The sequence below is a fragment of the Nocardioides sp. SYSU D00038 genome (genome assembly GCF_016924665.1).
GTDB lineage: Bacteria > Actinomycetota > Actinomycetes > Propionibacteriales > Nocardioidaceae > Nocardioides.
In genome coordinates this window covers 77,853-99,433 of the sequence record NZ_JAFFJT010000019.1, presented here as the reverse complement: position 1 = coordinate 99,433, position 21,581 = coordinate 77,853, and the positions used below count along the sequence as shown (strand labels likewise).

The following is a 21,581-nucleotide window of genomic DNA, read 5'->3' as shown; positions in this document are numbered from 1 at the left end:
GATGCCAATTGTCCGCGCCACGGACCCGCGTGTCGCCGTCCTGCCGGGGCCCGGTCGGGGCTGTGTCGAGACTCACTGTCCGCAGCCGGAGACGAGCCGGGCTGGGCGTCGTGCCGGGCTACAGTGGAGGGTCGGTGCAGCCCCCGGCGGGCGCATCTGGCAGAACTGGAACGTGTTCCAGTTCTACGCCTGAGCGGGATACAGTTCTCGTCGGTTGGACACGTGTCCGGCGCGGGTCAAGGACAACGAGGAAGTGGCGCAGTGGCCAAGCAGGTCAAGCAGCTCGACCGGGTGATCATCCGGTTCGCGGGCGACTCCGGTGACGGCATGCAGCTGACCGGCGACCGGTTCACCCAGGAGTCCGCGGTCTTCGGCAACGACCTGGTGACGCTGCCGAACTTCCCGGCGGAGATCCGCGCCCCCCAGGGCACCCTGCCCGGCGTCTCGTCGTTCCAGGTCCACTTCGCCGACCACGACATCCTCACCGCCGGCGACGCCCCCGACGTGCTGGTCGCGATGAACCCGGCGGCGCTCAAGGCCAACCTGGGCGACCTGCCCAAGGGCGCCACGATCATCGTCGACACCCACGACTTCACCGGTCGCAACCTGCAGAAGGCCGGCTACGACGCCAACCCGCTGGAGTCGCTCGGCGACGCCAACGACCAGCTCCGGGAGTTCTCCGTCCACCCGGTCGACCTGACCGGCATGACCGTCGAGGCGGTCAAGGAGTTCGGCCTCTCCCGCAAGGACGCCGCCCGGGCCAAGAACATGTTCGCCCTCGGCCTGCTGTCGTGGATGTACGGCCGCCCCACGGACTCGACGATCGCGTTCCTCACCAAGCGGTTCGCCAAGGTCGCCGACATCCGCGACGCCAACATCACCGCCTTCAAGGCCGGCTGGAACTTCGGCGAGACCACCGAGACGTTCGTCGTCCAGTACGAGATCAAGCCGGCCCCGATGTCGATGGGCACCTACCGCAACATCACCGGCAACCTGGCGCTCGCCTACGGCCTCGTCGCCGGCGGCGTGCAGTCCGGGCTGCCGGTCTTCCTCGGCTCCTACCCCATCACCCCCGCCAGCGACATCCTCCACGAGCTCAGCAAGCACAAGGGCTTCGGCGTCACGACGCTGCAGGCCGAGGACGAGATCGCGGGCGTCGGCGCGGCCATCGGCGCGTCGTTCGCCGGGCACCTCGGCGTCACCACCACCTCCGGGCCGGGCATCGCGCTGAAGTCCGAGGCGATCGGGCTCGCGGTGATGACCGAGCTGCCGCTGGTGGTCGTCGACGTGCAGCGCGGCGGCCCGTCCACCGGCCTGCCCACCAAGACCGAGCAGGCCGACCTGCTGCAGGCGATGTTCGGCCGCAACGGCGAGGCGCCGGTGCCGATCGTGGCGCCGCAGTCGCCCGGCGACTGCTTCGACGCCGCCCTCGAGGCGTGCCGGATCGCGGTCACCTACCGCACCCCGGTGATGCTCCTCTCGGACGGCTACCTCGCCAACGGCTCGGAGCCGTGGCGGATCCCCGAGATCGCCGACCTGCCGACCATCGACCCCGCGTTCGCCACCGAGCCCAACCACGAGCTCGTCGACGCCGACGGCAACGTCACCGGCACCGACTTCTGGCCCTACCTGCGCGACGAGGAGACCCTCGCTCGCCCGTGGGCGGTGCCCGGCACCCCCGGTCTCGAGCACCGCATCGGCGGCCTCGAGAAGGGTGAGGGCCACGGCAACATCTCCTACGACCCCGCCAACCACGACTTCATGGTCCGCACCCGCCAGGCCAAGGTCGACCGGATCGCCGAGTCGCTGCCGCCGCTCGAGGTCGACGACCCGTCGGGCCGCGCCAAGGTGCTGGTGATCGGCTGGGGCTCGACCTACGGCCCGATCGGCGCCGGCGTCCGCCGGGTGCGCCGGGCCGGCTACGACGTCGCCCAGGCCCACCTGCGGCACCTCAACCCGTTCCCGAAGGACCTGGGCGAGGTGCTGAAGCGCTACGACAAGGTGCTGGTGCCCGAGATGAACCTGGGCCAGCTGTCGCTGCTCCTGCGCGGCCGCTACCTCGTCGACGCCATCGGCTACAACCACGTGCGCGGGCTGCCGCTCAAGGCCGCCGAGCTGGCCGAGGCGATCGGCAACCTGGTCGCCGACGCCGAGGGCATCGCCGTCGACCTGACCACCCCCAGCACCGCAACCGAGCCCGCAACCGAGCCCGCAACCGAGGAGGTCTCCCGATGACCGCCACCGACCTGGGTCTGCCCGGCCTGCGCTCCGGCGTCGACCTGGTCCCCACCAACGACGAGCCGCAGACCGCGAAGGAGTACACCTCCGACCAGGAGGTCCGCTGGTGCCCGGGTTGCGGCGACTACGCCGTGCTCAAGGCGGTGCAGGGCTTCCTGCCCCAGTTGGGCCTGCGCCGCGAGAACATCGTGTTCGTGTCGGGCATCGGCTGCTCCAGCAGATTCCCCTACTACCTCGACACCTACGGCATGCACTCGATCCACGGCCGGGCGCCGTCGATCGCGACCGGCATCGCCACCGCGCGCGAGGACCTGTCGGTCTGGGTCGTCACCGGTGACGGCGACGCGCTGTCCATCGGCGGCAACCACCTGATCCACGCGCTGCGCCGCAACGTGAACATGACGATCCTGCTGTTCAACAACCGGATCTACGGGCTCACCAAGGGCCAGTACTCCCCCACGTCCGAGACCGGCAAGGTCACCAAGTCGACCCCGATGGGCTCGATCGACCACCCGTTCAACCCCGTCTCGCTCGCGCTCGGCGCCGAGGGGTCGTTCGTGGCCCGCACCATCGACTCCGACCGCAAGCACCTCACCGCGGTGCTGTCGGCCGCTGCAGCCCACCGCGGCACGTCGTTCGTGGAGATCTACCAGAACTGCCCGATCTTCAACGACGGCGCGTTCGACGCGATCAAGGACAACGACACCAAGGCCGACGCGATCATCCCGCTCGAGCACGGCCGGCCGATCCGGTTCGGGGCCCCCGATGCCTCCGGGCTGGGCGCCAAGGGCCTGATCCACGACAGCGAGACCGGCGGCGTCAAGGTCGCGCTGGTCGCCGACGTCGGCGAGGACGCGATCCTCGTCCACGACGCCCACAACCCCGACCCCACGACGGCGTTCGCGATCTCGCGGCTCACCGACGCGGGCTACCTCAACCAGAGCCCGATCGGGATCTTCCGCCAGGTCGAGCGGACCACCTACGACGACCAGGCGCGCAGCCAGATCCAGACCGCCCAGCAGACCGCCCCCGGCACCCCCCAGGACCGCCTCGCGGCGCTGATCGGCGGCGGCGACACCTGGACCGTCGCCTGACCGCTGGTTGAGGAAGTTGCGCTAGCAACTGTCTCGAAACCCGGTACGACGAACGCCCTCCGGTGGGAACGGGAGGGCTGTCGTCTTACCGGGTTTTGAGACAGGCGTTGCACGCCTTCCTCAATTAGCGAGCGGCCGCGCCGCAGGGCACGGAGGCGGCGGAGCAACGGGCGGCGTTCGGCACGTCAACGGCGGCGTGGCGCCGCAGCGGGCGCCGGGGAACCGCAGGGCAGCGTCCGGCGACACGGCAACGAGTGCCGAACGACGTCCGGCGCGCAGCAGCCGCAGTGCCCCACCCCCGCGCGGCACCCCGCACCCACCAACCAACCACAGTCACCCACGCCCCGGATCACACCAGCCGGAGTCAGCACCCGCCCGAGCCCCGTCCGCGGACTCACCACGCGCGGGAGGGCTTTCGACTCACCGGGTTTCGAGACAGGCGTTGCACGCCTTCCTCAACCAGCGACGGCATCGGGCCCCCACCACGACTCGTGGTGGGGGCCCGGTGGCGTGGTGCGGGTCAGAAGGTGGTGATGCAGCCGACCTGACCGCGGGTCAGCTTGTAGCGAGCGGTCGCCGGGACGGTGACCCGGTAGCAGTACTTGTCACCGCGGCGCTTGCCGGCGGTGATCTTCGTGCGGAACGCGCCCTTGCTGGCGCTGGTCTTGACCTTCTTGTAGAACTTCCAGCCCTTGCCGTTGATCTTGCGCTGGACGATGATCTTGCGGTTCTTGTACGTCGTCACCTTGCCCTTGGCGATGAACCGGTTGCTGGTGCCGATCTCCTTGCCGGAGACGGTCAGGTCGTGGCGGGCCTTGGCGGCGCTCGCCGCGGACTCGGACGCGGTGGCCGAGCCGGTCGCCAGGAACGGCACCGTCGCGACCATGAACAGGGCCACCAGGGCCGAGATGATGCGGGTCATCCGCATGATGTTTCCCCCTCGGGGTCGGGAACGAGACGGGTGTGTGTCGGGTCAACCCTGCCCTGCCGCGTCGGACCCCAAACCCGCCCGGGGCGCGCGACCCGCCGGGTCGGCCACCCGCCTATCCTGACGTGGTGTCGGAGCGACGTCGAGGCCTGCTGCTCGGCGCCACGGCGTACGTGCTCTGGGGCGGGTTCCCGCTCTACTTCCCGTTGCTCGAACCGGCCGGCGCCGTGGAGATCCTCGCCCACCGGGTGGCGTGGTCGGCGCTCACCATGGGACTGCTGGTCGTGCTGCTGCGCCGCACCGGCCGGCTGCGCGCGCTGGTCGCCGACCGGCGCCGGCTGGCGCTGCTCACCGTGGCCGCGGTGACGATCAGCTTCAACTGGGGCACCTACATCTACGGCGTCACCAACGACCGCGTGGTCGAGGCCTCGCTCGGCTACTTCATCAACCCGCTGGTGACCGTGCTGATGGGCGTGCTCATCCTGCGGGAGCGGCTGCGCCCGCTCCAGTGGGTCGCGATGGGGGTGGCGACCGCGGCGGTCGTGGTGCTGACGCTCGACTACGGCCGCCCGCCCTGGGTCGCGCTGGTGCTGGCCTTCTCGTTCGGCACCTACGGCCTGGCCAAGAAGTCCGCGGACGCCCCGGCCGTCGAGAGCCTCACCCTCGAGACGCTGCTGCTGCTGCCGCTCGCCCTCGGCTACATCGGCTGGGCGGTGGCGGTGGGCGAGTCTGGCTTCGGGGCCCACGGGCTCGGGCACGCCCTGCTGTTCACCACCACCGGGGTCGTCACCGCGGTGCCGCTGGTCTGCTTCGGCGCGGCCGCGACCCGGGTGCCGATGGTGACCCTGGGCCTGCTGCAGTACCTCGCGCCGATCCTCCAGTTCGGGCTGGGCGTGCTGTGGTTCCACGAGCAGATGGGAGCCGGCCGCTGGACCGGCTTCGGGCTGGTCTGGCTGGCCCTGGCCGTGTTCACCGTCGAGGCGGTGCGCCACCACCGGAGGCAGCTGCGCCTCACCGCGCTGGCGACCAGCGCCTGACCGGGACGCCTCAGGCGGTGCGGGTGGCGACGCCGTCGGCGAAGCCCTCGAGCGCGTCGCGCACCGGACCCTCGGGCAGCACCGCGAGCCGCTGCTTGGCCTCCTGGGCCTGCGCGACGACGTAGGCCCGAGCCTGCGCCAGGGCGGGGTGGGCCCGCAGCAGCCCGAGCGCCTCGGCGTGCAGGGCGTCGTCGGTGAGGTCGGCGTCGAGCAGCTCGAGCAGGCGGGCGTCGGCGGGGTCGGTGGACGCCCGGGCCATCAGCGTCGGGAGCGTCGGCACGCCCTCGCGCAGGTCGGTGCCGGGGGTCTTGCCCGACTCGACCGACTCCGAGGCGATGTCGAGGATGTCGTCGGAGAGCTGGAACGCCGAGCCCACGAGCTCGCCGTACGCCGCCAGCGCCTCCTCGACCTCGGTGCCGGCGCCGCTGAACCGGGCGCCGTAGCGCGCGGAGGTGGCGATGAGCGAGCCGGTCTTGCCGGCCACGACCTCCAGGTAGTGGGCCAGCGGGTCGTCCCCGGGGCCGGGCGGCACGGTCTCGAGGATCTGCCCCTCGACCAGCCGGGTGAAGGTCTCGGCCTGGATGCGCACCGCCTCCGCGCCCAGCTGGGCGGTCAGCTCGGAGGAGCGGGCGAACAGGAAGTCGCCGGTGAGGATCGCGACCAGGTTGTCCCAGCGGACGTTGGCGGAGTCGGCGCCGCGGCGCAGGGCGGCCTCGTCCATCACGTCGTCGTGGTAGAGCGAGCCCAGGTGGGTGATCTCGACGATGCAGGCCGCGGTGACGACCTCGTCGGCGTCGGGACGGTCGCCGGTCTCGGCCGCGAGCAGCACCAGCAGCGGCCGGAACCGCTTGCCGCCCGCCGCGAGCAGGTGCCCCGCCGTCTCGGTGACGTAGGGGAAGCGGCTCTGGACGTGCCCCTGGAGGGCCTTCTCGACGACCTCGAGGCGCTCGCCCAGTCGGCGGGCCAGGGCCTCGTCGGTCACCGGCAGCGCGAGGCCGCCGGCCTGGTCATGGCTCACCTGATGAATTGTCCCGCATGGGCCGCCAGATCGAGAACCGGGCCGGGCACCACGCCGAGCACCAGGGTCGCGGCGGCGCACACGCCGATGGTCGCCGAGGTCAGCACCGAGGGCGTCGTGACGCTCGCCGACTGCCCGTCCGCGACCGGGCTGGCACCGTCGCTGAAGAACATCACCCGGATCAGCCGCACGTAGAAGAACACCGACGCGATGCTCGCACCGATCGCGACCAGCACCACCGGCCAGGCGCCGGCGTCGAGGGCGACCGCGAAGACCGCCCACTTGCCGATGAACCCGGCGGTCAGCGGGATGCCGGCCATCGAGAGCAGGAAGAAGCCGAACAGCGCCGAGACCAGGGGTGCCTGGCGGCCCAGGCCCTGCCAGCGGGCGAACGACGTCGCCTCGCCACCGGAGTCGCGCACCAGGGTGACGATCGCGAAGGCGCCGATCATCGAGAAGCCGTAGGTGGTGAGGTAGAACAGCACCGCCTGGAGCGAGGTGACCTGACCGTCGCCGAGGTCGCCCGCCGCCTGCACGCCGAGGACGCCGGTGAGGATGAACCCGGTGTGGGCCACCGAGGAGTAGGCGAGCATCCGCTTGACGTCGGACTGGACGATGGCCAGCACCGAGCCGACCACCATGGTGAGGATCGCGACCACCCACAGCATCGGCTGCCAGCTCCAGCGGTCGGAGCCGAAGGCGACGTAGAACAGCCGGAGCAGGGCACCGAACGCCGCCACCTTGGTGCAGGCCGACATGAACGCCGTGACCGCGGTGGGCGCGCCCTGGTAGACGTCGGGGGTCCAGGCCTGGAACGGCGCGGCGCCGACCTTGAACAGCAGGCCGACCGCGAGCAGGCCCATGCCGATGAGCAGCAGCGCCTGGTTGTCGGTGTCGTTGCGGACCGCCTCGTTGATCTGGGCGAACTGCATCGAGCCGGCGTAGCCGTAGACCAGCGCGGCGCCGTAGAGGAAGAAGCCGGAGGAGAAGGCGCCCAGCAGGAAGTACTTGAGTGCCGCCTCCTGGCTGAGCAGTCGCCGGCGCCGGGCCAGGCCGCAGAGCAGGTAGAGCGGCAGCGACAGCACCTCGAGGGCCACGAACATGGTGAGCAGGTCGTTGGCCGTCGGGAACAGCATCATCCCGGTGACCGCGAACATCAGCAGGGGGTAGACCTCGGTGTGGTCGAGGCCCTTGGTCGAGGCCTCGCGCTCGGCCTCGGTGCCGGGCAGGGCGGCCGCCTGGCCGGCGAACGCCGAGACGCCGCCCTCGAGACGCCGCTCGGCGAAGAGCAGCACGCCGCCGATGGCGAAGACCAGGACCAGTGCCCAGAGGTAGACCGTGGGACCGTCGACGACCAGCGTCTCGCCGGCGGTGAGGATGCCGCGAGCGGCGCCGTCGCCGACCTTGGTCAGGTCGGTGCCGACCCAGATCGAGACGCCGAGGGCACCGACGAGCGCGACCAGCGCCAGCGCCACCTGGGAGAGGTGGCGCCGCTCGCGCGGCAGGAACGCCTCGACCACGACGCCGAGGCAGCCGGCTCCGAACACCACGAAGAGCGGGAGCAGGGTGGTGTAGTCGAGCGTGGGCTTCACGAAGTCCATCAGTGGGCCCCTTCCTCAGCGGGCTCGGCGTGGTCGACGGAGCCCGGCTCGACGTCCGGTCCGTCGTCGGGCACGCCGACGTGTTCGAGCAGGGCGTCGACGGTCGGGTTGGCGACGTCGAGCAGCGGCATCGGGAAGAAGCCGAACAGCACGAGGGCCAGCACCAGCGGCGCCAGCACACCGACCTCGCGACGGTCGAGGTCGGGTGTCGCCTCCGCGTCGGGCGGCGTCGGGCCGGTCATCATCCGCTGGTAGGCCCACAGCACGTAGACCGCCGCGAGCACGATGCCCAGCACGGCGACCGCGCCCACCCACGGGGCGTAGTCGAAGGCCGAGATCAGCACCAGGATCTCGGAGACGAACTGGCTCAGGCCCGGCAGGCCGAGGGTCGCCAGGCCGGCGACCAGGAACAGGCCGGCCAGCACCGGGGTGGCCTTCTCGAGGCCGCCCATCTCGCTGATCAGCGAGGTGCCGCGGCGCTTGATCAGGAAGCCGGCGAGGAGGAACAGCGCCGCCGTGCCGATGCCGTGGTTGACCATGTAGAGGATCGAGCCGGAGCCGCCCTGCTGGGTGAGGGCGAAGATGCCGAGCGTGATGAAGCCGAAGTGGCTCAGCGACGTGAGGCCGATCAGCCGCAGGATGTCGTCCTGGCCGATCGCCACCAGCGCGCCGTAGATGATCGAGATCAGCGCGAGCACCATCACCAGCGGCGTGGCCCACTCCGAGGCCTCGGGGAACAGCCCCAGGCAGAAGCGGAGCATGCCGAAGGTGCCGATCTTGTCGAGCACGCAGACCAGCAGCACGCTGGTGGCCGGCGTGGCCTTCTCGGTGGTGTCGGCCAGCCAGGTGTGCAGCGGGAACAGCGGGGCCTTGACCGCGAACGCGATGAAGAACCCGGCGAAGAGCCAGCGCCCCGCCTCGGTGGGGATGTCGAGCGCCTGCAGGTCGGTGTAGAGGTACGACGCGGGGCCGGCGTCGGCGGAGACGACGTAGAGGCCGATGACCGAGCCGAGCAGCACCAGGCCGCCGCCGAGCTGGAACATCAGGAACTTCAGCGCCGCCGCCGACCGGCCCTCGCGACCGAAGCCGCCGATGAGGAAGTACGCCGGGATCAGCGTGGCCTCGAAGACGACGTAGAAGAGGAAGACGTCGGTGGCGGCGAAGACCAGCAGCGAGAGGCCCTCGAGCGCCAGCGCCCAGGCGAAGAACGCCGGGCGGGTGTCGTCGTCGCGCCAGGCGGCACCCAGCACGACCGGGACGAGCACGACGGTGAGCAGGATCAGCAGCAGGCCCAGGCCGTCGACGCCGAGCGCGTAGTGGACCCCGAACGCCTCGATCCACGAGTGGGTCTCGGTGAGCTGGAGGCCGCCGTCGCCGGTGTCGAACTGCGCGGCCACGACCACGCCGACCACCAGGGTCAGCAGCGACGCCGCGAGCGCGACCTGCTTGGGCAGGGCCCCGCCCTTGGGCACCAGCGCGGTGGCCAGGGCGCCCAGCAGGGGCACCGCGACCAGCACGGTCAGCCAGGGGAAGTCGTTCATGCGGGGTCCTCGCAGGCGCGTGGGCGGACGGGGCGGGGCTGGCGGAGGCTCATGCGAGGTTCACCGCCAGGAGCGCCAGCACCACGAGCAGGACGCCGGCCAGCAGCGAGAGCGCGTAGCTGCGCACGTAGCCGTTCTGCGCGCGGCGCAGCAGGGTGCCGAGCGCGCTCACGGTCAGCGCCGTGCCGCGGAACGTGCCGTCGACGACGCTGCGGTCGGCGGTGGTCAGCCCGGTCACCAGCGCGCGGCCGGGGCGGACGACGAGGGCGTCGTTGGTGGCGTCGCCGTAGAGGTCGGCGCGCGCCGCGCGGGTGGCGAACGAGACGTCCTGCGGGGCCTCGCGGGGCACGTCGCGCTTGCCGACCAGGAACCAGGCGGCGGCCACGCCGACGGCGACGGTCGCGACCGTGATCAGGGTGATCACGACGACCGGCAGCGGCGGGTCGTGGTGGGGCGCCTCGCCCACGACGGGCGCGAGCCACTCCACGATCCAGTCGCCGGCCAGCAGCAGGCCGCCGAGCACCGACAGCGCCGCCAGCACGACCAGCGGCACGGTCATCACCTTCGGCGACTCGTGCGGGTGGACCTGGTCCTCCCAGCGCTGCTTGGTGAAGAACGTCATCAGCATCAGGCGGGTCATGTAGAAGCCGGTGATGCCGGCGCCGAGCAGCGCGCAGATGCCCACGACCGGGTTCTCGACCAGGGCGGTCTCGATGATCTTGTCCTTGGACCAGAAGCCCGAGAAGCCCGGGAACCCGATGATCGCGAGGTAGCCCATCGCGAAGGTCAGGAACGTGACCGGCAGCAGCTTGCGCAGCGCGCCGTAGTGGCGCATGTCGACGTCGTCGTCCATCGCGTGCATGACCGACCCGGCGCCCAGGAACATGTTGGCCTTGAAGAAGCCGTGGGTCAGCAGGTGGAAGATCGCGAAGGCGTAGCCGGCGACGCCGAGGCCGGCGCCGAGCATCATGTAGCCGATCTGGCTCATCGTCGAGCCGGCCAGCGCCTTCTTGATGTCGTCCTTGGCGCAACCGATGATCGCGCCCCACAGGAGCGTCACGGTGGCGACGACCACCACGGCGGTCTGGGCGTGCGGGGCGAGCTCGAAGATGAAGTTGGAGCGGGTGATGAGGTAGACGCCGGCGGTGACCATGGTCGCGGCGTGGATGAGGGCCGAGACCGGGGTCGGGCCCTCCATCGCGTCGAGCAGCCACGACTGCAGCGGCACCTGGGCGGACTTGCCGCAGGCACCGACGAGCAGCAGCACGCCGAGCGCGGTGAGCGCCGCGTCGGAGGCGCCGCCCGCGCCGGCGCTCACGACCGCGAAGCTGGTGGAACCGAAGGTGACGAACATCAGCATGATCGCGGTCGACATGCCGAGGTCGCCGACCCGGTTGACCACGAACGCCTTCTTGGCGGCCGCGGCGGCCGACGGCTTGTGCTGCCAGAAGCCGATCAGCAGGTACGACGCCAGGCCGACGCCCTCCCAGCCGAGGAACAGCCCGAGGTAGTTCTCCGAGAGGATCAGCATCAGCATCGCCGCGACGAACAGGTTCAGGTAGCCGAAGAAGCGGCGGCGGCGCACGTCGTGCTCCATGTAGCCGATGGAGTAGACGTGGATCAGCGAGCCGACGCCCGTGATCAGCAGGAGGAACAGCGCGGACAGCGGGTCGTAGAGCAGGTCGAGGCCGACGTGGAGGTCACCGGTCTCGATCCAGGTGTAGAGCTCCTGGACCACCTGGCGGTCGCCGGAGTCGCGGCCGGCGAGCGAGAAGAACATCGCCAGGCTGATCAGGAACGAGCCGATCGGCATCGCGGTGCCGAACCAGTGGCCCCACCGGTCGAGCGCCCGCGGGAACAGCGCCCCACCGAGCAGCAGGACGACCGCACCGAGCAGCGGCAGGCCGATCACCAGCCAGGTCAGCGAGAAGACCCCGTCGGCCGCGGAGGGGTCCACGAGCGGGATGTGGTGGTCCTCGGAGAGGGACAGCATCGGTGGGTGGCTCCTAGAACTTCAGCAGGCTCGCGTCGTCGACCGAGGCCGAGCGACGGGTCCGGAAGATGGTCATGATGATCGCGAGCCCGACGACGACCTCGGCCGCGGCCACCACCATCACGAAGAAGGCGGCGATCTGGCCGTCGAGGTTGCCGTGCTGCTTGGCGAAGGCCACCAGCGCGAGGTTGCAGGCGTTGAGCATCAGCTCGACGCACATGAAGACCACGATCGCGTTGCGGCGCACGAGGACGCCGACCGCGCCGATCGTGAACAGGATCGCGGAGAGCACGATGAACGGGGTGATGTCGGTCATCGGTCGGCCTCCTCGCCCGGGTCGGGGGTGCTGGTCGACGGGTTCTCGGTGTTGTGGCCCGAGCCGGCGGAGGTGTCCGTCGCGCTCGACGCCCCGCCGGGCACGCCGTCGATCGTGCGGGCCACCTGATCTGCCGCGTCGGCCGGCACCGAGCGCACGGTGCCCCGAGCGGCGAGCACGCGGGAGACCGACGACTCCGCGGCCGTGCCGTCGGGGAGCAGGGCGGGGGTGTCGACCGCGTTGTGCCGCGCGAACACACCCGGTGCGGGCAGCGGGCCCAGGCTGCGGCCGGTCTCGGCGTAGTCGCGCACCCGCTGGGCGGCGAGGTCGGCCTGGGAGGGCTTGGGGGTCAGCCGCTCGCGGTGGGCGAGCACCATCGCGCCGACCGCCGCGGTGATCAGCAGGGCGCTGGTGGTCTCGAAGGCGAAGACGTACTTGGAGAACAGCACGTTGGCCAGGGCCTGGATGTTGCCACCGGAGTTGGCCTCGTCGAGGCCGACCACGGTGCCGAGCGTGACCTGGCCGAGGCCGACGACCAGGACGACGCCCAGCAGGAGGCCGGCCACCGCCGCCATCAGCCGCTGGCCGCGGATGGTCTCCACCACCGAGTCCGAGGCGTCGACGCCGACGAGCATCAGGACGAACAGGAACAGCATCAGGATCGCGCCGGTGTAGACGATGATCTGCACCGCGAAGAGGAACGGCGCCTCGAGCACGGCGTAGAGGATCGCGAGACTGACCATCACCACGGCCAGCAGCAGCGCGGCGTGCACGGCCTTGCGCACGAAGAGCAGGCACAACGCAGCGATCACCATCAGCGGCGCCAGGACGTAGAACGCGGTCATGCCTGCGCCTCGTCGGGGGCAGGGGCGCTGTAGGCGCCGCGGTAGTAGGCCCCCTCGTCGTCACCGAGCCGCATCGGGTGGGGCGGCTGCTCCATGCCGGGCAGCAGCGGCGCGAGGAGGTCCTTCTTCTCGTAGATCAGGTCGGCGCGGTTGTCGTCGGCCAGCTCGTATTCGTTGGTCATCGTGAGCGCGCGGGTGGGGCACGCCTCGATGCACAGCCCGCACAGGATGCAGCGCAGGTAGTTGATCTGGTAGACGCGGCCGTAGCGCTCGCCCGGGCTGAACCGCTCGTCCTCGGAGTTCTGCGCACCCTCGACGTAGATGGCGTCGGCCGGGCAGGCCCACGCGCACAGCTCGCAGCCGATGCACTTCTCCAGCCCGTCGGGCCAGCGGTTGAGCTGGTGACGGCCGTGGAAGCGGGGGGCCGTCGGGAGCTTCTCGAACGGGTACTGCTCCGTGACGACCTTCTTGAACATGGTCCGGAACGTGACGCCGAAGCCGGCGACCGGGTCCCAGAACTGCTCCTTCAACGTGGGCATGGGCTACTCGTCCTTCCCGGCGCTCGCGGCGACGGTCGATGTCTCGAAGGTCAGCGGTGCAGCGGCCCCGCGGACGGCGCCGCCGGCGGGCATCGGCGGCACGGGGTAGCCCCCGGCACGACCACCCTCGGGGGCGGCCTCCTCCTCGTCGTCGCCGCCGGGGTCGCCGACGAAGAACAGCGCGAGGAAGACCACGGCCAGCACGCCGATGCCGATCAGCAGGTAGCGCCGGTCGATACCGCCGTCGAGCGAGATCGACCGGATGGTCGCCACCGCGACGATCCACACCAGCGAGACGGGGATCAGCCGCTTCCAGCCGAACGCCATGAACTGGTCGTAGCGCAGCCGCGGCAGCGAGCCGCGCAGCCAGATGAAGATGAAGATGAAGAAGAGCACCTTGCCGAAGAACCACAGCACCGGCCAGTAGCCCTCGTTGAAGCCGCTGTAGAGCTCGTCGATCCAGAACGGCGCGTGCCAGCCGCCGAGGAACAGCGTGGTGGCCAGCGCGGAGACCGTCGCCATGTTGATGTACTCGGCGAGGAAGAAGAGCGCGAACTTCAGCGAGCTGTACTCGGTGTGGAAGCCGCCCACCAGCTCCCCCTCGGCCTCGGGGAGGTCGAACGGCGCCCGGTTGACCTCGCCGATCATCGAGATCACGTAGATCACGAACGACGGCACCAGGATCAGGCCGAACCAGAGGTCGTCCTGGGCCTCGACGATCTCCGACGTCGACATCGAGCCGGCGTAGAGGAAGACCGCGACGAGCGCGAGGCCCATCGAGACCTCGTAGGAGATCATCTGGGCGCTGGAGCGCAGGCCGCCCAGCAGGGAGTACGTCGAGCCGCTGGACCAGCCGCCGAGCACGATGCCGTAGATGCCGATCGAGGCGACGGCCATCACGAACAGCACCGCCACGGGCATGTCGGTGAGCTGGAGCGGGGTCTGGTGGCCGAAGAAGTTGACCTCGGGCCCGAACGGGATCACCGCGAAGGTCACGAACGCCGGCACCGTGGCCAGCACGGGGGCGAGCAGGAAGACCACCTTGTCGGCGGCCTTGGGGATGATGTCCTCCTTGAGGGCCAGCTTGACGCCGTCGGCCAGCGACTGCAGCAGGCCGAAGGGGCCGTGCACGTTGGGGCCGATCCGGTGCTGCATCCGCGCGACCACGCGGCGCTCCCACCAGATGTTGAACAGCGTCAGCAGCACCAGGACGACGAAGATCAGCACGACCTTGAGACCGATGACCCACCAGGGGTCCTGGCCGAAGGCCGAGAGGTCGTCGGCGGCGGAGATCATGCCTCCACTCCCTTCACGGTGACCCGGCTGCCGGGCGAGGCCAGGTCGGCCAGCACCCCGTTGCCGAAGGAGTTGGCGGGCACCCAGGCCACGCCCTCGGGCAGGTCGGCGATCTCGGCCGGGAGCGACACCGAGCCCCGGTCGCCGGTGAGGGTGACGACCGGCCCGACCGCGTCGTAGACGGTGCGGGTCACCCGCACCACCGGGGTGCGCCCGGTGCTGCGGTAGAAGTCGTCGCCGTCCTGCATCGAACCGTTGTCGACCAGCTGCTTCCAGGTGGCGAGCAGCAAGCCCTCCGACGCCGCCGCCGGCGCCGCGGGCGCGGCCGCGACCGGCTCGTGGGTAGCGCGGGCGCCGTCCCAGGGGCCCATCTCGGCCATCCGGGCACGGACCTCCTGGACGGTGCGGAAGCCGAGCGGGCGGCCGAGCTCCTCGGCGATGCCGGCGAGGATCCGCAGGTCGGGCAGCGAGGCGGGGTTGCTGAAGACCGCCTCGAACGGCCGGACCCGGCCCTCCCAGGTCACGAAGGTGCCGGCCTTGTCGCTGACCGGCGCCACCGGGAACACCACGTCGGCGGCCCGGGTCACGTCGGTCTCGCGCAGCTCGAGGGCGACCACGAACGACGCCGCGTCGAGCGCCGCGCGGAAGGCCGCCGGGTCGGCGGTGTCGTCGGGGTCGACGCCGCCGACGACCAGGCCGCCGAGCTCGCCGGCCACCGCCGCGGCGACGATCGCGTCGGCGTCGCGGCCGGGGGTCTCGGGCACGCCGTCGACGCCCCAGGTGGCCGCGGCGTCGACGCGGGCCGAGGCGTCGGCGACCGGTCGGCCGCCGGGCAGCAGGTTCGGCAGGCAGCCGGCCTCGATCGCGCCGCGGTCACCGGCGCGGCGGGGCACCCAGGCGAGCCGAGCGCCGGCACCGTCGGCGAGCCGGGCGGCGGCCGACAGGGCGCCGGGCGAGGTCGCCAGGCGCTCGCCGACCAGCACCACGGAGCGCTCGTCGAGGCCGGTCAGGGCGTCGAGGGCGGTGGCCTCGCCACCGGGCGCGGTGGCGACCAGCTCCCCACCGAGCTTGCGCAGGCCCCGGGTCGAGAACGGCGCGACCGCGACCACGCGGGCGCCGGCCTTGACGGCCTTGCGCAGCCGCAGGAAGACCATGCCGGCCTCGTCCTCGGGCTCGAGCCCCGCGAGCACGACCGTGCTGGCCGCCTCGAGGTCGGCGTACGACACGCCACCGACCTGGGGTGCGCCGAGCACCACGCGGGCGGCGAGGAACGAGGTCTCCTCGGCCGAGAGCGGCCGGGCCCGGAAGTCGACGTCGTTGGTGCCCAGGGCGACCCGGGCGAAGCTGCTGTAGGCGAAGGCGTCCTCGGCCGTCACCCGGCCGCCGGGGAGCACGCCGATCGCACCGGCCGCGGCGAGGCCGCGGGCCGCGACCGCGAACGCCTCGGGCCAGGACGCCGGCCGCAGCGCCCCGTCGCCGCCGTCCTCGACCCGGTCGCGCACCTGGGGGTAGGTGATCCGGTCGGGGGCGGTCGCGTAGGTGAACGCGAAGCGGTCCTTGTCGGTGATCCACTCCTCGTTGACCTCGGGGTCGTTGCCGGCCAGCCGGCGCATCACCTTGCCGCGCCGGTGGTCGACGCGGATCGCGGAGCCGCAGGCGTCGTGCTCGGCCACCGAGGGGGTCGAGACCAGGTCGAACGGGCGGGACCGGAACCGGTAGGACTCCGAGGTCAGCGCGCCGACCGGGCAGATCTGGATGACGTTGCCGCCGAAGTAGGAGAGGAACGGCGCGTTCTCGGCGATGCCGATCTGCTGCTGGGCTCCGCGCTCGACCAGCTCGATGAACGGGTCGCCCGCGATCTCGGCGGCGAACCGGGTGCAGCGCTGGCACACGATGCAGCGCTCCCGGTCGAGCAGGATCTGCGGCGAGAGGTTGATCGGCTTGGGGAACGTGCGCTTGATGCCGCCCGCACCGGAGTCGGTGAACCGCGACTCGCCGCGACCGTTGGACATCGCCTGGTTCTGCAGGGGGCACTCGCCGCCCTTGTCGCAGACCGGGCAGTCGAGGGGGTGGTTGATGAGCAGGAACTCCATCACGCCCTGCTGGGCCTTGTCGGCCACCTCGCTGGTCAGCTGGGTGCTCACCACCATGCCGTCGGCCACCGGCAGGGTGCACGAGGCCTGCGGCTTGGGGAAGCCGCGCCCGTTGCCGGCGTCGGGGACGTCGACCAGGCACTGCCGGCAGGCGCCGACCGGCGCGAGCAGGGGGTGGTCGCAGAACCTCGGGATCTGCACGCCCACCTGCTCGGCGGCGCGGATCACCAGGGTGTCCTTGGGGACGCTCACCTGGACGCCGTCGATGGTGACGGTGACCAGGTCGGTCTCCTGGGCGGCCTTCTCGGGCGTGGTCGTCATGCCTGGGCTCCGACAGCAGTGCTCGACAGGGACGGGAACAGGGTGGAGGCGGCCGGGTCGAACGGGCAGCCGCCGTGGGTGAGGTGGGCGAGGTACTCGTCGCGGAAGAACTTGATCGAGCTCGTGATCGGGCTGGTCGCGCCGTCGCCCAGGGCGCAGAACGAGCGGCCCAGGATGTTGTCGCACTGGTCGAGCAGGAGGTCGAGGTCGCTCTCGCTGCCCTGTCCCTTCTCCAGCGCTGCCAGGGTCTGCACCAGCCACCAGGTGCCCTCGCGGCAGGGCGTGCACTTGCCGCACGACTCGTGCTTGTAGAACTCCGTCCACCGCAGCACCGCGCGGACCACGCAGGTGGTCTCGTCGAAGAGCTGGATGGCGCGGGTGCCGAGCATGGTGCCGACGCCGGCCATCCCCTCGAAGTCGAGGGGCTCGTCGAGGTGGGCGTCGGTCAGCAGCGGGGTGCTGGAGCCGCCGGGGGTCCAGAACTTCAGCGAGTGGCCCTCGCGGATGCCGCCGGCCAGCTCGATCAGCTCGCGCAGGGTGATGCCGAGCGGCGCCTCGTACTGGCCGGGCCGGGTGACGTGGCCGGACAGGGAGAAGATGCCGAAGCCCTTGGACTTCTCGGTGCCCATGCCGGCGAACCAGGCGGCGCCGTTCTTGACGATGCTCGGCACCGAGGCGATCGACTCGACGTTGTTGATCACGGTGGGGCTGGCGTAGAGGCCGGCCACGGCGGGGAACGGCGGGCGCAGCCGCGGCTGGCCGCGGCGTCCCTCGAGGCCCTCGAGCAGGGCGGTCTCCTCGCCGCAGATGTAGGCGCCGGCGCCGGCGTGGACGACGACGTCGAGGTCGTAGCCCGAGCCGTGGATGTCCTTGCCGAGGTGGCCGGCGGCGTAGGCCTCGGCGACCGCGGCCTGCACGCGGCGGATCACGTGGGCGACCTCGCCCCGGATGTAGATGAACGCGTGGTTGGCCCGGATGGCGTAGGAGCTGATGATCACGCCCTCCACGAGCGTGTGCGGCGAGGCCATCATCAGCGGGATGTCCTTGCAGGTGCCCGGCTCGGACTCGTCGGCGTTGACGACGAGGTACTTCGGCTTGGGGTTGTCCTGCGGGATGAACGACCACTTCATGCCGGTCGGGAAGCCCGCGCCGCCGCGACCGCGCAGCCCGGAGTCCTTGACCGCGGTGATGATGTCGTCCTGGGCCATGCCCAGCGCCTTGGTGAGGGCCTGGTAGCCGCCGCGCGACTCGTAGGTGGCGAGCTTCCAGCTCTGCTCGGCGTCCCAGTCGTCGGTGAGGACCGGCGTCAGCGTGTCAGCCATTCTTCTGGCCCTCCTCCTGGGTGGTCTCGGACTCGGCGCGCGAGGTGTCGGCCTGCTCGGCGGCGCCGACCTTCGACTCGGCGCCGGTGCCGTCGGCCGCGGCGGTCTCGTCGGTGTCGGGCGCGGTCCAGCCGCGCTCGCGGGCGATGGAGAGACCCACCAGCGACGCCGGGCCCGCGGCCGGGCCCTCGTCGACCCGGCCGTCGGGGAAGCCTGCCAGCACCCGCTCGGTCTCGCGCCAGGTGCAGAGCTTCGGCCCGCGGGTGGAGTGGACCTCCTTGCCCGCACGGAGGTCGTCGACCAGCTGGGTCGCCGACTCCGGGGTCTGGTTGTCGAGGAACTCCCAGTTGACCATCATCACCGGCGCGTAGTCGCAGGCGGCGTTGCACTCGATGTGCTCGAGGGTGATCTTGCCGTCGGCGGTCGTCTCGTCGTTGCCGACGTCGAGGTGGTCCTTGAGCCGGTCGAAGATCGCGTCGCCGCCCATCACCGCGCACAGCGTGTTGGTGCACACGCCGACGAGGTAGTCGCCGACGGGCTTGCGCTTGTACATCGTGTAGAACGTCGCCACGCCGCTGACCTCGGCGGGCGACAGGTCGAGGATGTCGGCGCAGGTCTCGATGCCCTCGGAGGTGATCCGGCCCTCGACGGACTGGACGAGGTGGAGCATCGGCAGCAGGCCCGAGCGCGGCTGCGGGTAGCGGCCGGCGATCTCGCGCAGCTCCGCGAGCGTCTCCTGGGTGAAGCTCATCGGTCGACGCCTCCCATGACGGGGTCGATGCTGGCGATCGCGACGATGACGTCGGCGACCATGCCGCCCTCGCTCATCACGCTCGTCGCCTGCAGGTTGGTGAACGACGGGTCGCGGAAGTGCGCGCGGAACGGGCGGGTGCCGCCGTCGGAGACCACGTGGGCCCCGAGCTCGCCGCGCGGCGACTCGACCGGCACGTAGGCCTGGCCGGCCGGCACCCGGAAGCCCTCCGTGACCAGCTTGAAGTGGTGGATCAGGGCCTCCATCGACTCGCCCATGATGTGGCGGATGTGGTCGAGGCTGTTGCCCATGCCGTCGGAGCCGATGGCCAGCTGGCTGGGCCAGGCCACCTTCTTGTCCGCGACCATGACCGGGGCGCCCTCCAGCGAGGCCAGCCGGTTGGCGGCCTGCTCGACGATCCGCAGCGACTCCCACATCTCGTTGAGGCGGATCCGGAACCGGCCGTAGGAGTCGGCGGTGTCCCACGTCTGGACGTCGAACTCGTACTCCTCGTAGCCGCTGTAGGGCTGGGTCTTGCGCAGGTCCCACGGGTAGCCGGTGCTGCGCAGCACCGGACCGGTGAGGCCCAGCGCCAGGCAGCCCTCGAGGTCGAGGTGGCCGACGCCCTCGAGGCGGGCCTTGAAGATCGGGTTGGCGTTGCAGAGCGCGGCGTACTCGGGCAGCCGCTTCTTCATCAGCGCGATGAAGCCGCGGATCTCGTCGAGCGCGCCGGGCGGCAGGTCCTGCGCCACGCCGCCGGGGCGGATGAAGGCGTGGTTCATCCGCAGCCCGGTGATCAGCTCGAAGAGGTCGAGCACCAGCTCGCGCTCGCGGAAGCCGATGGTCATCACCGTCAGCGCGCCGATCTCCATGCCGCCGGTGGCGATCGCGACGAGGTGGGAGGAGATCCGGTTGAGCTCGGAGAGCAGCACCCGCATCACGCGGGCCTTCTCCGGGACGTCGTCCTCGATGTCGAGCAGCCGCTCGACGCCCAGGCAGTAGGTCAGCTCGTTGTGGAACGGCGAGAGGTAGTCCATCCGGGTGCAGAACGTGACGCCCTGCACCCAGGAGCGGAACTCCATGTTCTTCTCGATGCCGGTGTGGAGGTAGCCGATGCCGCAGCGCGCCTCGGTGACCGTCTCGCCCTCGAGCTCGAGGATCAGCCGGAGCACGCCGTGGGTCGACGGGTGCTGCGGGCCCATGTTGACGACGACGCGCTCGTGGCCGTCGTCGGCGAGCCCTTCGCTGATCTGGTCCCAGTCCTGGCCGGTGACCGTGAAGACGCGGCCCTCGGTGGTGTCCGACGCGCCGGCGTAGAGGTCCTCGGTGGTGCTCATCAGTTGTAGCTCCTCCGCTGGTCGGGCGGCGGGATGCTGCCGCCCTTGTACTCGACCGGGATGCCGCCGAGCGGGTAGTCCTTGCGCTGGGGGTGGCCCGGCCAGTCGTCGGGCATGAGGACCCGGGTCAGCGCCGGGTGGCCCTCGAAGACGAGGCCGAACATGTCGTAGGTCTCGCGCTCGTGCCAGTCGTTGGTGGGGTAGGTCGCCACGATCGACGGGATCCGCGGGTCGGCGTCGGGCGCGGTGACCTCGAGGCGGATCCGGCGGTTGTGGGTCATCGAGAGCAGGTGGTAGACGGCGTGCAGCTCGCGACCGACGTCGTCGGGGTAGTGGACGCCGCTGACGCCGAGGCACATCTCGAAGCGCAGCGCCGGGTCGTCGCGGAGCAGTCGGGCGACCACCGGGAGGTCGTCACGGCGCACGTGGAAGGTGATCTCGCCGCGGTGGATGACCACGGACTCCACGGCGTGCTCGACGCCACCGCCGGCCAGCGCGGTGTCGAGCGCCGCGGCGACGTCCTCGTGCCACCCCTCGAACGGCCGGGTGGCCACGCCCGGGAAGACGACCGGCTGCACCAGGCCGCCGTAGCCGCTGGTGTCGCCGGTGCCGCTGACGCCGAACATGCCACGCCGCACGCCGACCGCGGGGACGGTCGGGTCGAGCGTCGCCGGGGAGTTCTCGGGCGACGCGTCCTCGGCCCGCTGCTCGGGCCCCTTGGGCTCGGGCAGCACGTCCTTCTGGTCCTCGCTCACCGGAGCAGCCCCTTCATCTGCGAGGTGGGCAGCGCCTTGAGCGCGTCGTCCTCGCGCTTCTCGATCTCCGCGAGGCGGTTGGCGCCGAGCTTCTTGTTCTGCACCTGGTCGTGGAGCTTGAGGATCGCGTCGATCAGCATCTCCGGGCGCGGCGGGCAGCCGGGCAGGTACATGTCGACGGGGACGACGTGGTCGACGCCCTGCACGATCGCGTAGTTGTTGAACATGCCGCCGCTGCTGGCGCACACGCCCATCGCGAGCACCCACTTGGGGTCGGGCATCTGGTCGTAGATCTGGCGCAGCACCGGCGCCATCTTCTGGCTGACCCGGCCGGCCACGATCATCAGGTCGGCCTGGCGGGGGCTGGCGCGGAAGACCTCCATGCCGAAGCGGGCCAGGTCGTACTTGGGGCCACCGCTGGTCATCATCTCGATGGCGCAGCAGGCCAGGCCGAAGGTCGCCGGCCAGAACGACGCCTTGCGCATGTAGCCGGCGACGCCCTCGACCGTCGTCAGCAGCACCCCGCTCGGGAGCTTCTCCTCGATACCCATGGTGT

The 21,581-nt window shown here is 71.1% G+C and carries 18 protein-coding genes; 3 read left to right on the top strand and 15 right to left on the bottom strand.

Annotated elements, in window-relative coordinates:
- Positions 1-261 precede the first annotated feature (261 nt).
- The gene (locus tag JT721_RS12050; protein WP_205473384.1) at positions 262-2,235 is read left to right on the top strand and encodes a 2-oxoacid:acceptor oxidoreductase subunit alpha; all 1,974 of its coding nucleotides are present in this window, start codon (positions 262-264) and stop codon (positions 2,233-2,235) included.
- Positions 2,232-3,332, top strand: coding sequence for a 2-oxoacid:ferredoxin oxidoreductase subunit beta (locus JT721_RS12045; RefSeq protein WP_205473383.1), 1,101 nt, complete (start codon positions 2,232-2,234; stop codon positions 3,330-3,332). Before JT721_RS12050 ends, JT721_RS12045 begins: the two co-directional genes overlap by 4 nt.
- 520 nt (positions 3,333-3,852) lie before the next feature.
- Here the strand turns inward: JT721_RS12045 and JT721_RS12040 are convergent.
- The gene (locus JT721_RS12040; protein WP_205473382.1) at positions 3,853-4,254 is read right to left on the bottom strand and encodes a hypothetical protein; all 402 of its coding nucleotides are present in this window, start codon (positions 4,252-4,254) and stop codon (positions 3,853-3,855) included.
- Positions 4,255-4,388: 134 nt separating this feature from the next.
- Between JT721_RS12040 and rarD the strand changes: the two genes are divergently transcribed.
- Positions 4,389-5,297 (top strand): EamA family transporter RarD, encoded by a 909-nt coding sequence (rarD, locus tag JT721_RS12035; protein ID WP_205473381.1) that lies wholly within the window; start codon positions 4,389-4,391, stop codon positions 5,295-5,297.
- A gap of 10 nt (positions 5,298-5,307) precedes the next feature.
- Here the strand turns inward: rarD and JT721_RS12030 are convergent, their stop codons facing one another.
- From JT721_RS12030 to JT721_RS11965, 14 genes are read right to left on the bottom strand one after another with little or no spacing between them, the layout of a single operon-like run.
- Positions 5,308-6,315 carry a polyprenyl synthetase family protein gene (locus JT721_RS12030; RefSeq protein WP_307828015.1) on the bottom strand — a complete coding sequence of 336 codons (1,008 nt, stop codon included), beginning with the start codon at positions 6,313-6,315 and terminating at the stop codon, positions 5,308-5,310.
- Positions 6,312-7,916, bottom strand: coding sequence for an NADH-quinone oxidoreductase subunit NuoN (gene nuoN / locus JT721_RS12025; RefSeq protein ID WP_205473380.1), 1,605 nt, complete (start codon positions 7,914-7,916; stop codon positions 6,312-6,314). Before nuoN ends, JT721_RS12030 begins: the two co-directional genes overlap by 4 nt.
- A complete protein-coding gene (locus tag JT721_RS12020; protein WP_205473379.1) occupies positions 7,916-9,457 on the bottom strand; it encodes an NADH-quinone oxidoreductase subunit M in 1,542 nt (513 codons plus the stop codon). The genes nuoN and JT721_RS12020 overlap by 1 nt, the downstream gene beginning before the upstream one ends.
- Positions 9,458-9,506: 49 nt before the next feature.
- Positions 9,507-11,450: an NADH-quinone oxidoreductase subunit L gene (gene nuoL / locus JT721_RS12015; RefSeq protein ID WP_205473378.1), complete on the bottom strand. Its 1,944-nt coding sequence runs from the start codon at positions 11,448-11,450 to the stop codon at positions 9,507-9,509.
- Positions 11,451-11,463: 13 nt separating this feature from the next.
- The gene (nuoK, locus tag JT721_RS12010; RefSeq protein WP_205473377.1) at positions 11,464-11,766 is read right to left on the bottom strand and encodes an NADH-quinone oxidoreductase subunit NuoK; all 303 of its coding nucleotides are present in this window, start codon (positions 11,764-11,766) and stop codon (positions 11,464-11,466) included.
- Positions 11,763-12,611 carry an NADH-quinone oxidoreductase subunit J gene (locus tag JT721_RS12005; RefSeq protein ID WP_205473376.1) on the bottom strand — a complete coding sequence of 283 codons (849 nt, stop codon included), beginning with the start codon at positions 12,609-12,611 and terminating at the stop codon, positions 11,763-11,765. The genes nuoK and JT721_RS12005 overlap by 4 nt, the downstream gene beginning before the upstream one ends.
- Positions 12,608-13,150 (bottom strand): NADH-quinone oxidoreductase subunit NuoI, encoded by a 543-nt coding sequence (nuoI, locus tag JT721_RS12000; protein WP_205473375.1) that lies wholly within the window; start codon positions 13,148-13,150, stop codon positions 12,608-12,610. The genes JT721_RS12005 and nuoI overlap by 4 nt, the downstream gene beginning before the upstream one ends.
- A gap of 3 nt (positions 13,151-13,153) precedes the next feature.
- A complete protein-coding gene (gene nuoH / locus JT721_RS11995) occupies positions 13,154-14,446 on the bottom strand; it encodes an NADH-quinone oxidoreductase subunit NuoH (protein WP_205473374.1) in 1,293 nt (430 codons plus the stop codon).
- A complete protein-coding gene (locus JT721_RS11990; protein WP_205473373.1) occupies positions 14,443-16,860 on the bottom strand; it encodes an NADH-quinone oxidoreductase subunit G in 2,418 nt (805 codons plus the stop codon). Before JT721_RS11990 ends, nuoH begins: the two co-directional genes overlap by 4 nt.
- Positions 16,857-18,182, bottom strand: a complete 1,326-nt coding sequence (nuoF, locus tag JT721_RS11985) for an NADH-quinone oxidoreductase subunit NuoF (RefSeq protein WP_205473372.1) — start codon at positions 18,180-18,182, stop codon at positions 16,857-16,859. The genes JT721_RS11990 and nuoF overlap by 4 nt, the downstream gene beginning before the upstream one ends.
- Entirely contained in the window at positions 18,175-18,933 is a 759-nt protein-coding gene (gene nuoE / locus JT721_RS11980) for an NADH-quinone oxidoreductase subunit NuoE (protein ID WP_205473371.1), read from the bottom strand. Before nuoE ends, nuoF begins: the two co-directional genes overlap by 8 nt.
- Positions 18,930-20,270 (bottom strand): NADH-quinone oxidoreductase subunit D, encoded by a 1,341-nt coding sequence (locus JT721_RS11975; RefSeq protein ID WP_205473370.1) that lies wholly within the window; start codon positions 20,268-20,270, stop codon positions 18,930-18,932. The genes nuoE and JT721_RS11975 overlap by 4 nt, the downstream gene beginning before the upstream one ends.
- Positions 20,270-21,025, bottom strand: a complete 756-nt coding sequence (locus JT721_RS11970; protein WP_205473369.1) for an NADH-quinone oxidoreductase subunit C — start codon at positions 21,023-21,025, stop codon at positions 20,270-20,272. Before JT721_RS11970 ends, JT721_RS11975 begins: the two co-directional genes overlap by 1 nt.
- Positions 21,022-21,576, bottom strand: coding sequence for an NADH-quinone oxidoreductase subunit B family protein (locus JT721_RS11965; protein WP_205473368.1), 555 nt, complete (start codon positions 21,574-21,576; stop codon positions 21,022-21,024). Before JT721_RS11965 ends, JT721_RS11970 begins: the two co-directional genes overlap by 4 nt.
- Positions 21,577-21,581: the final 5 nt, after the last annotated feature.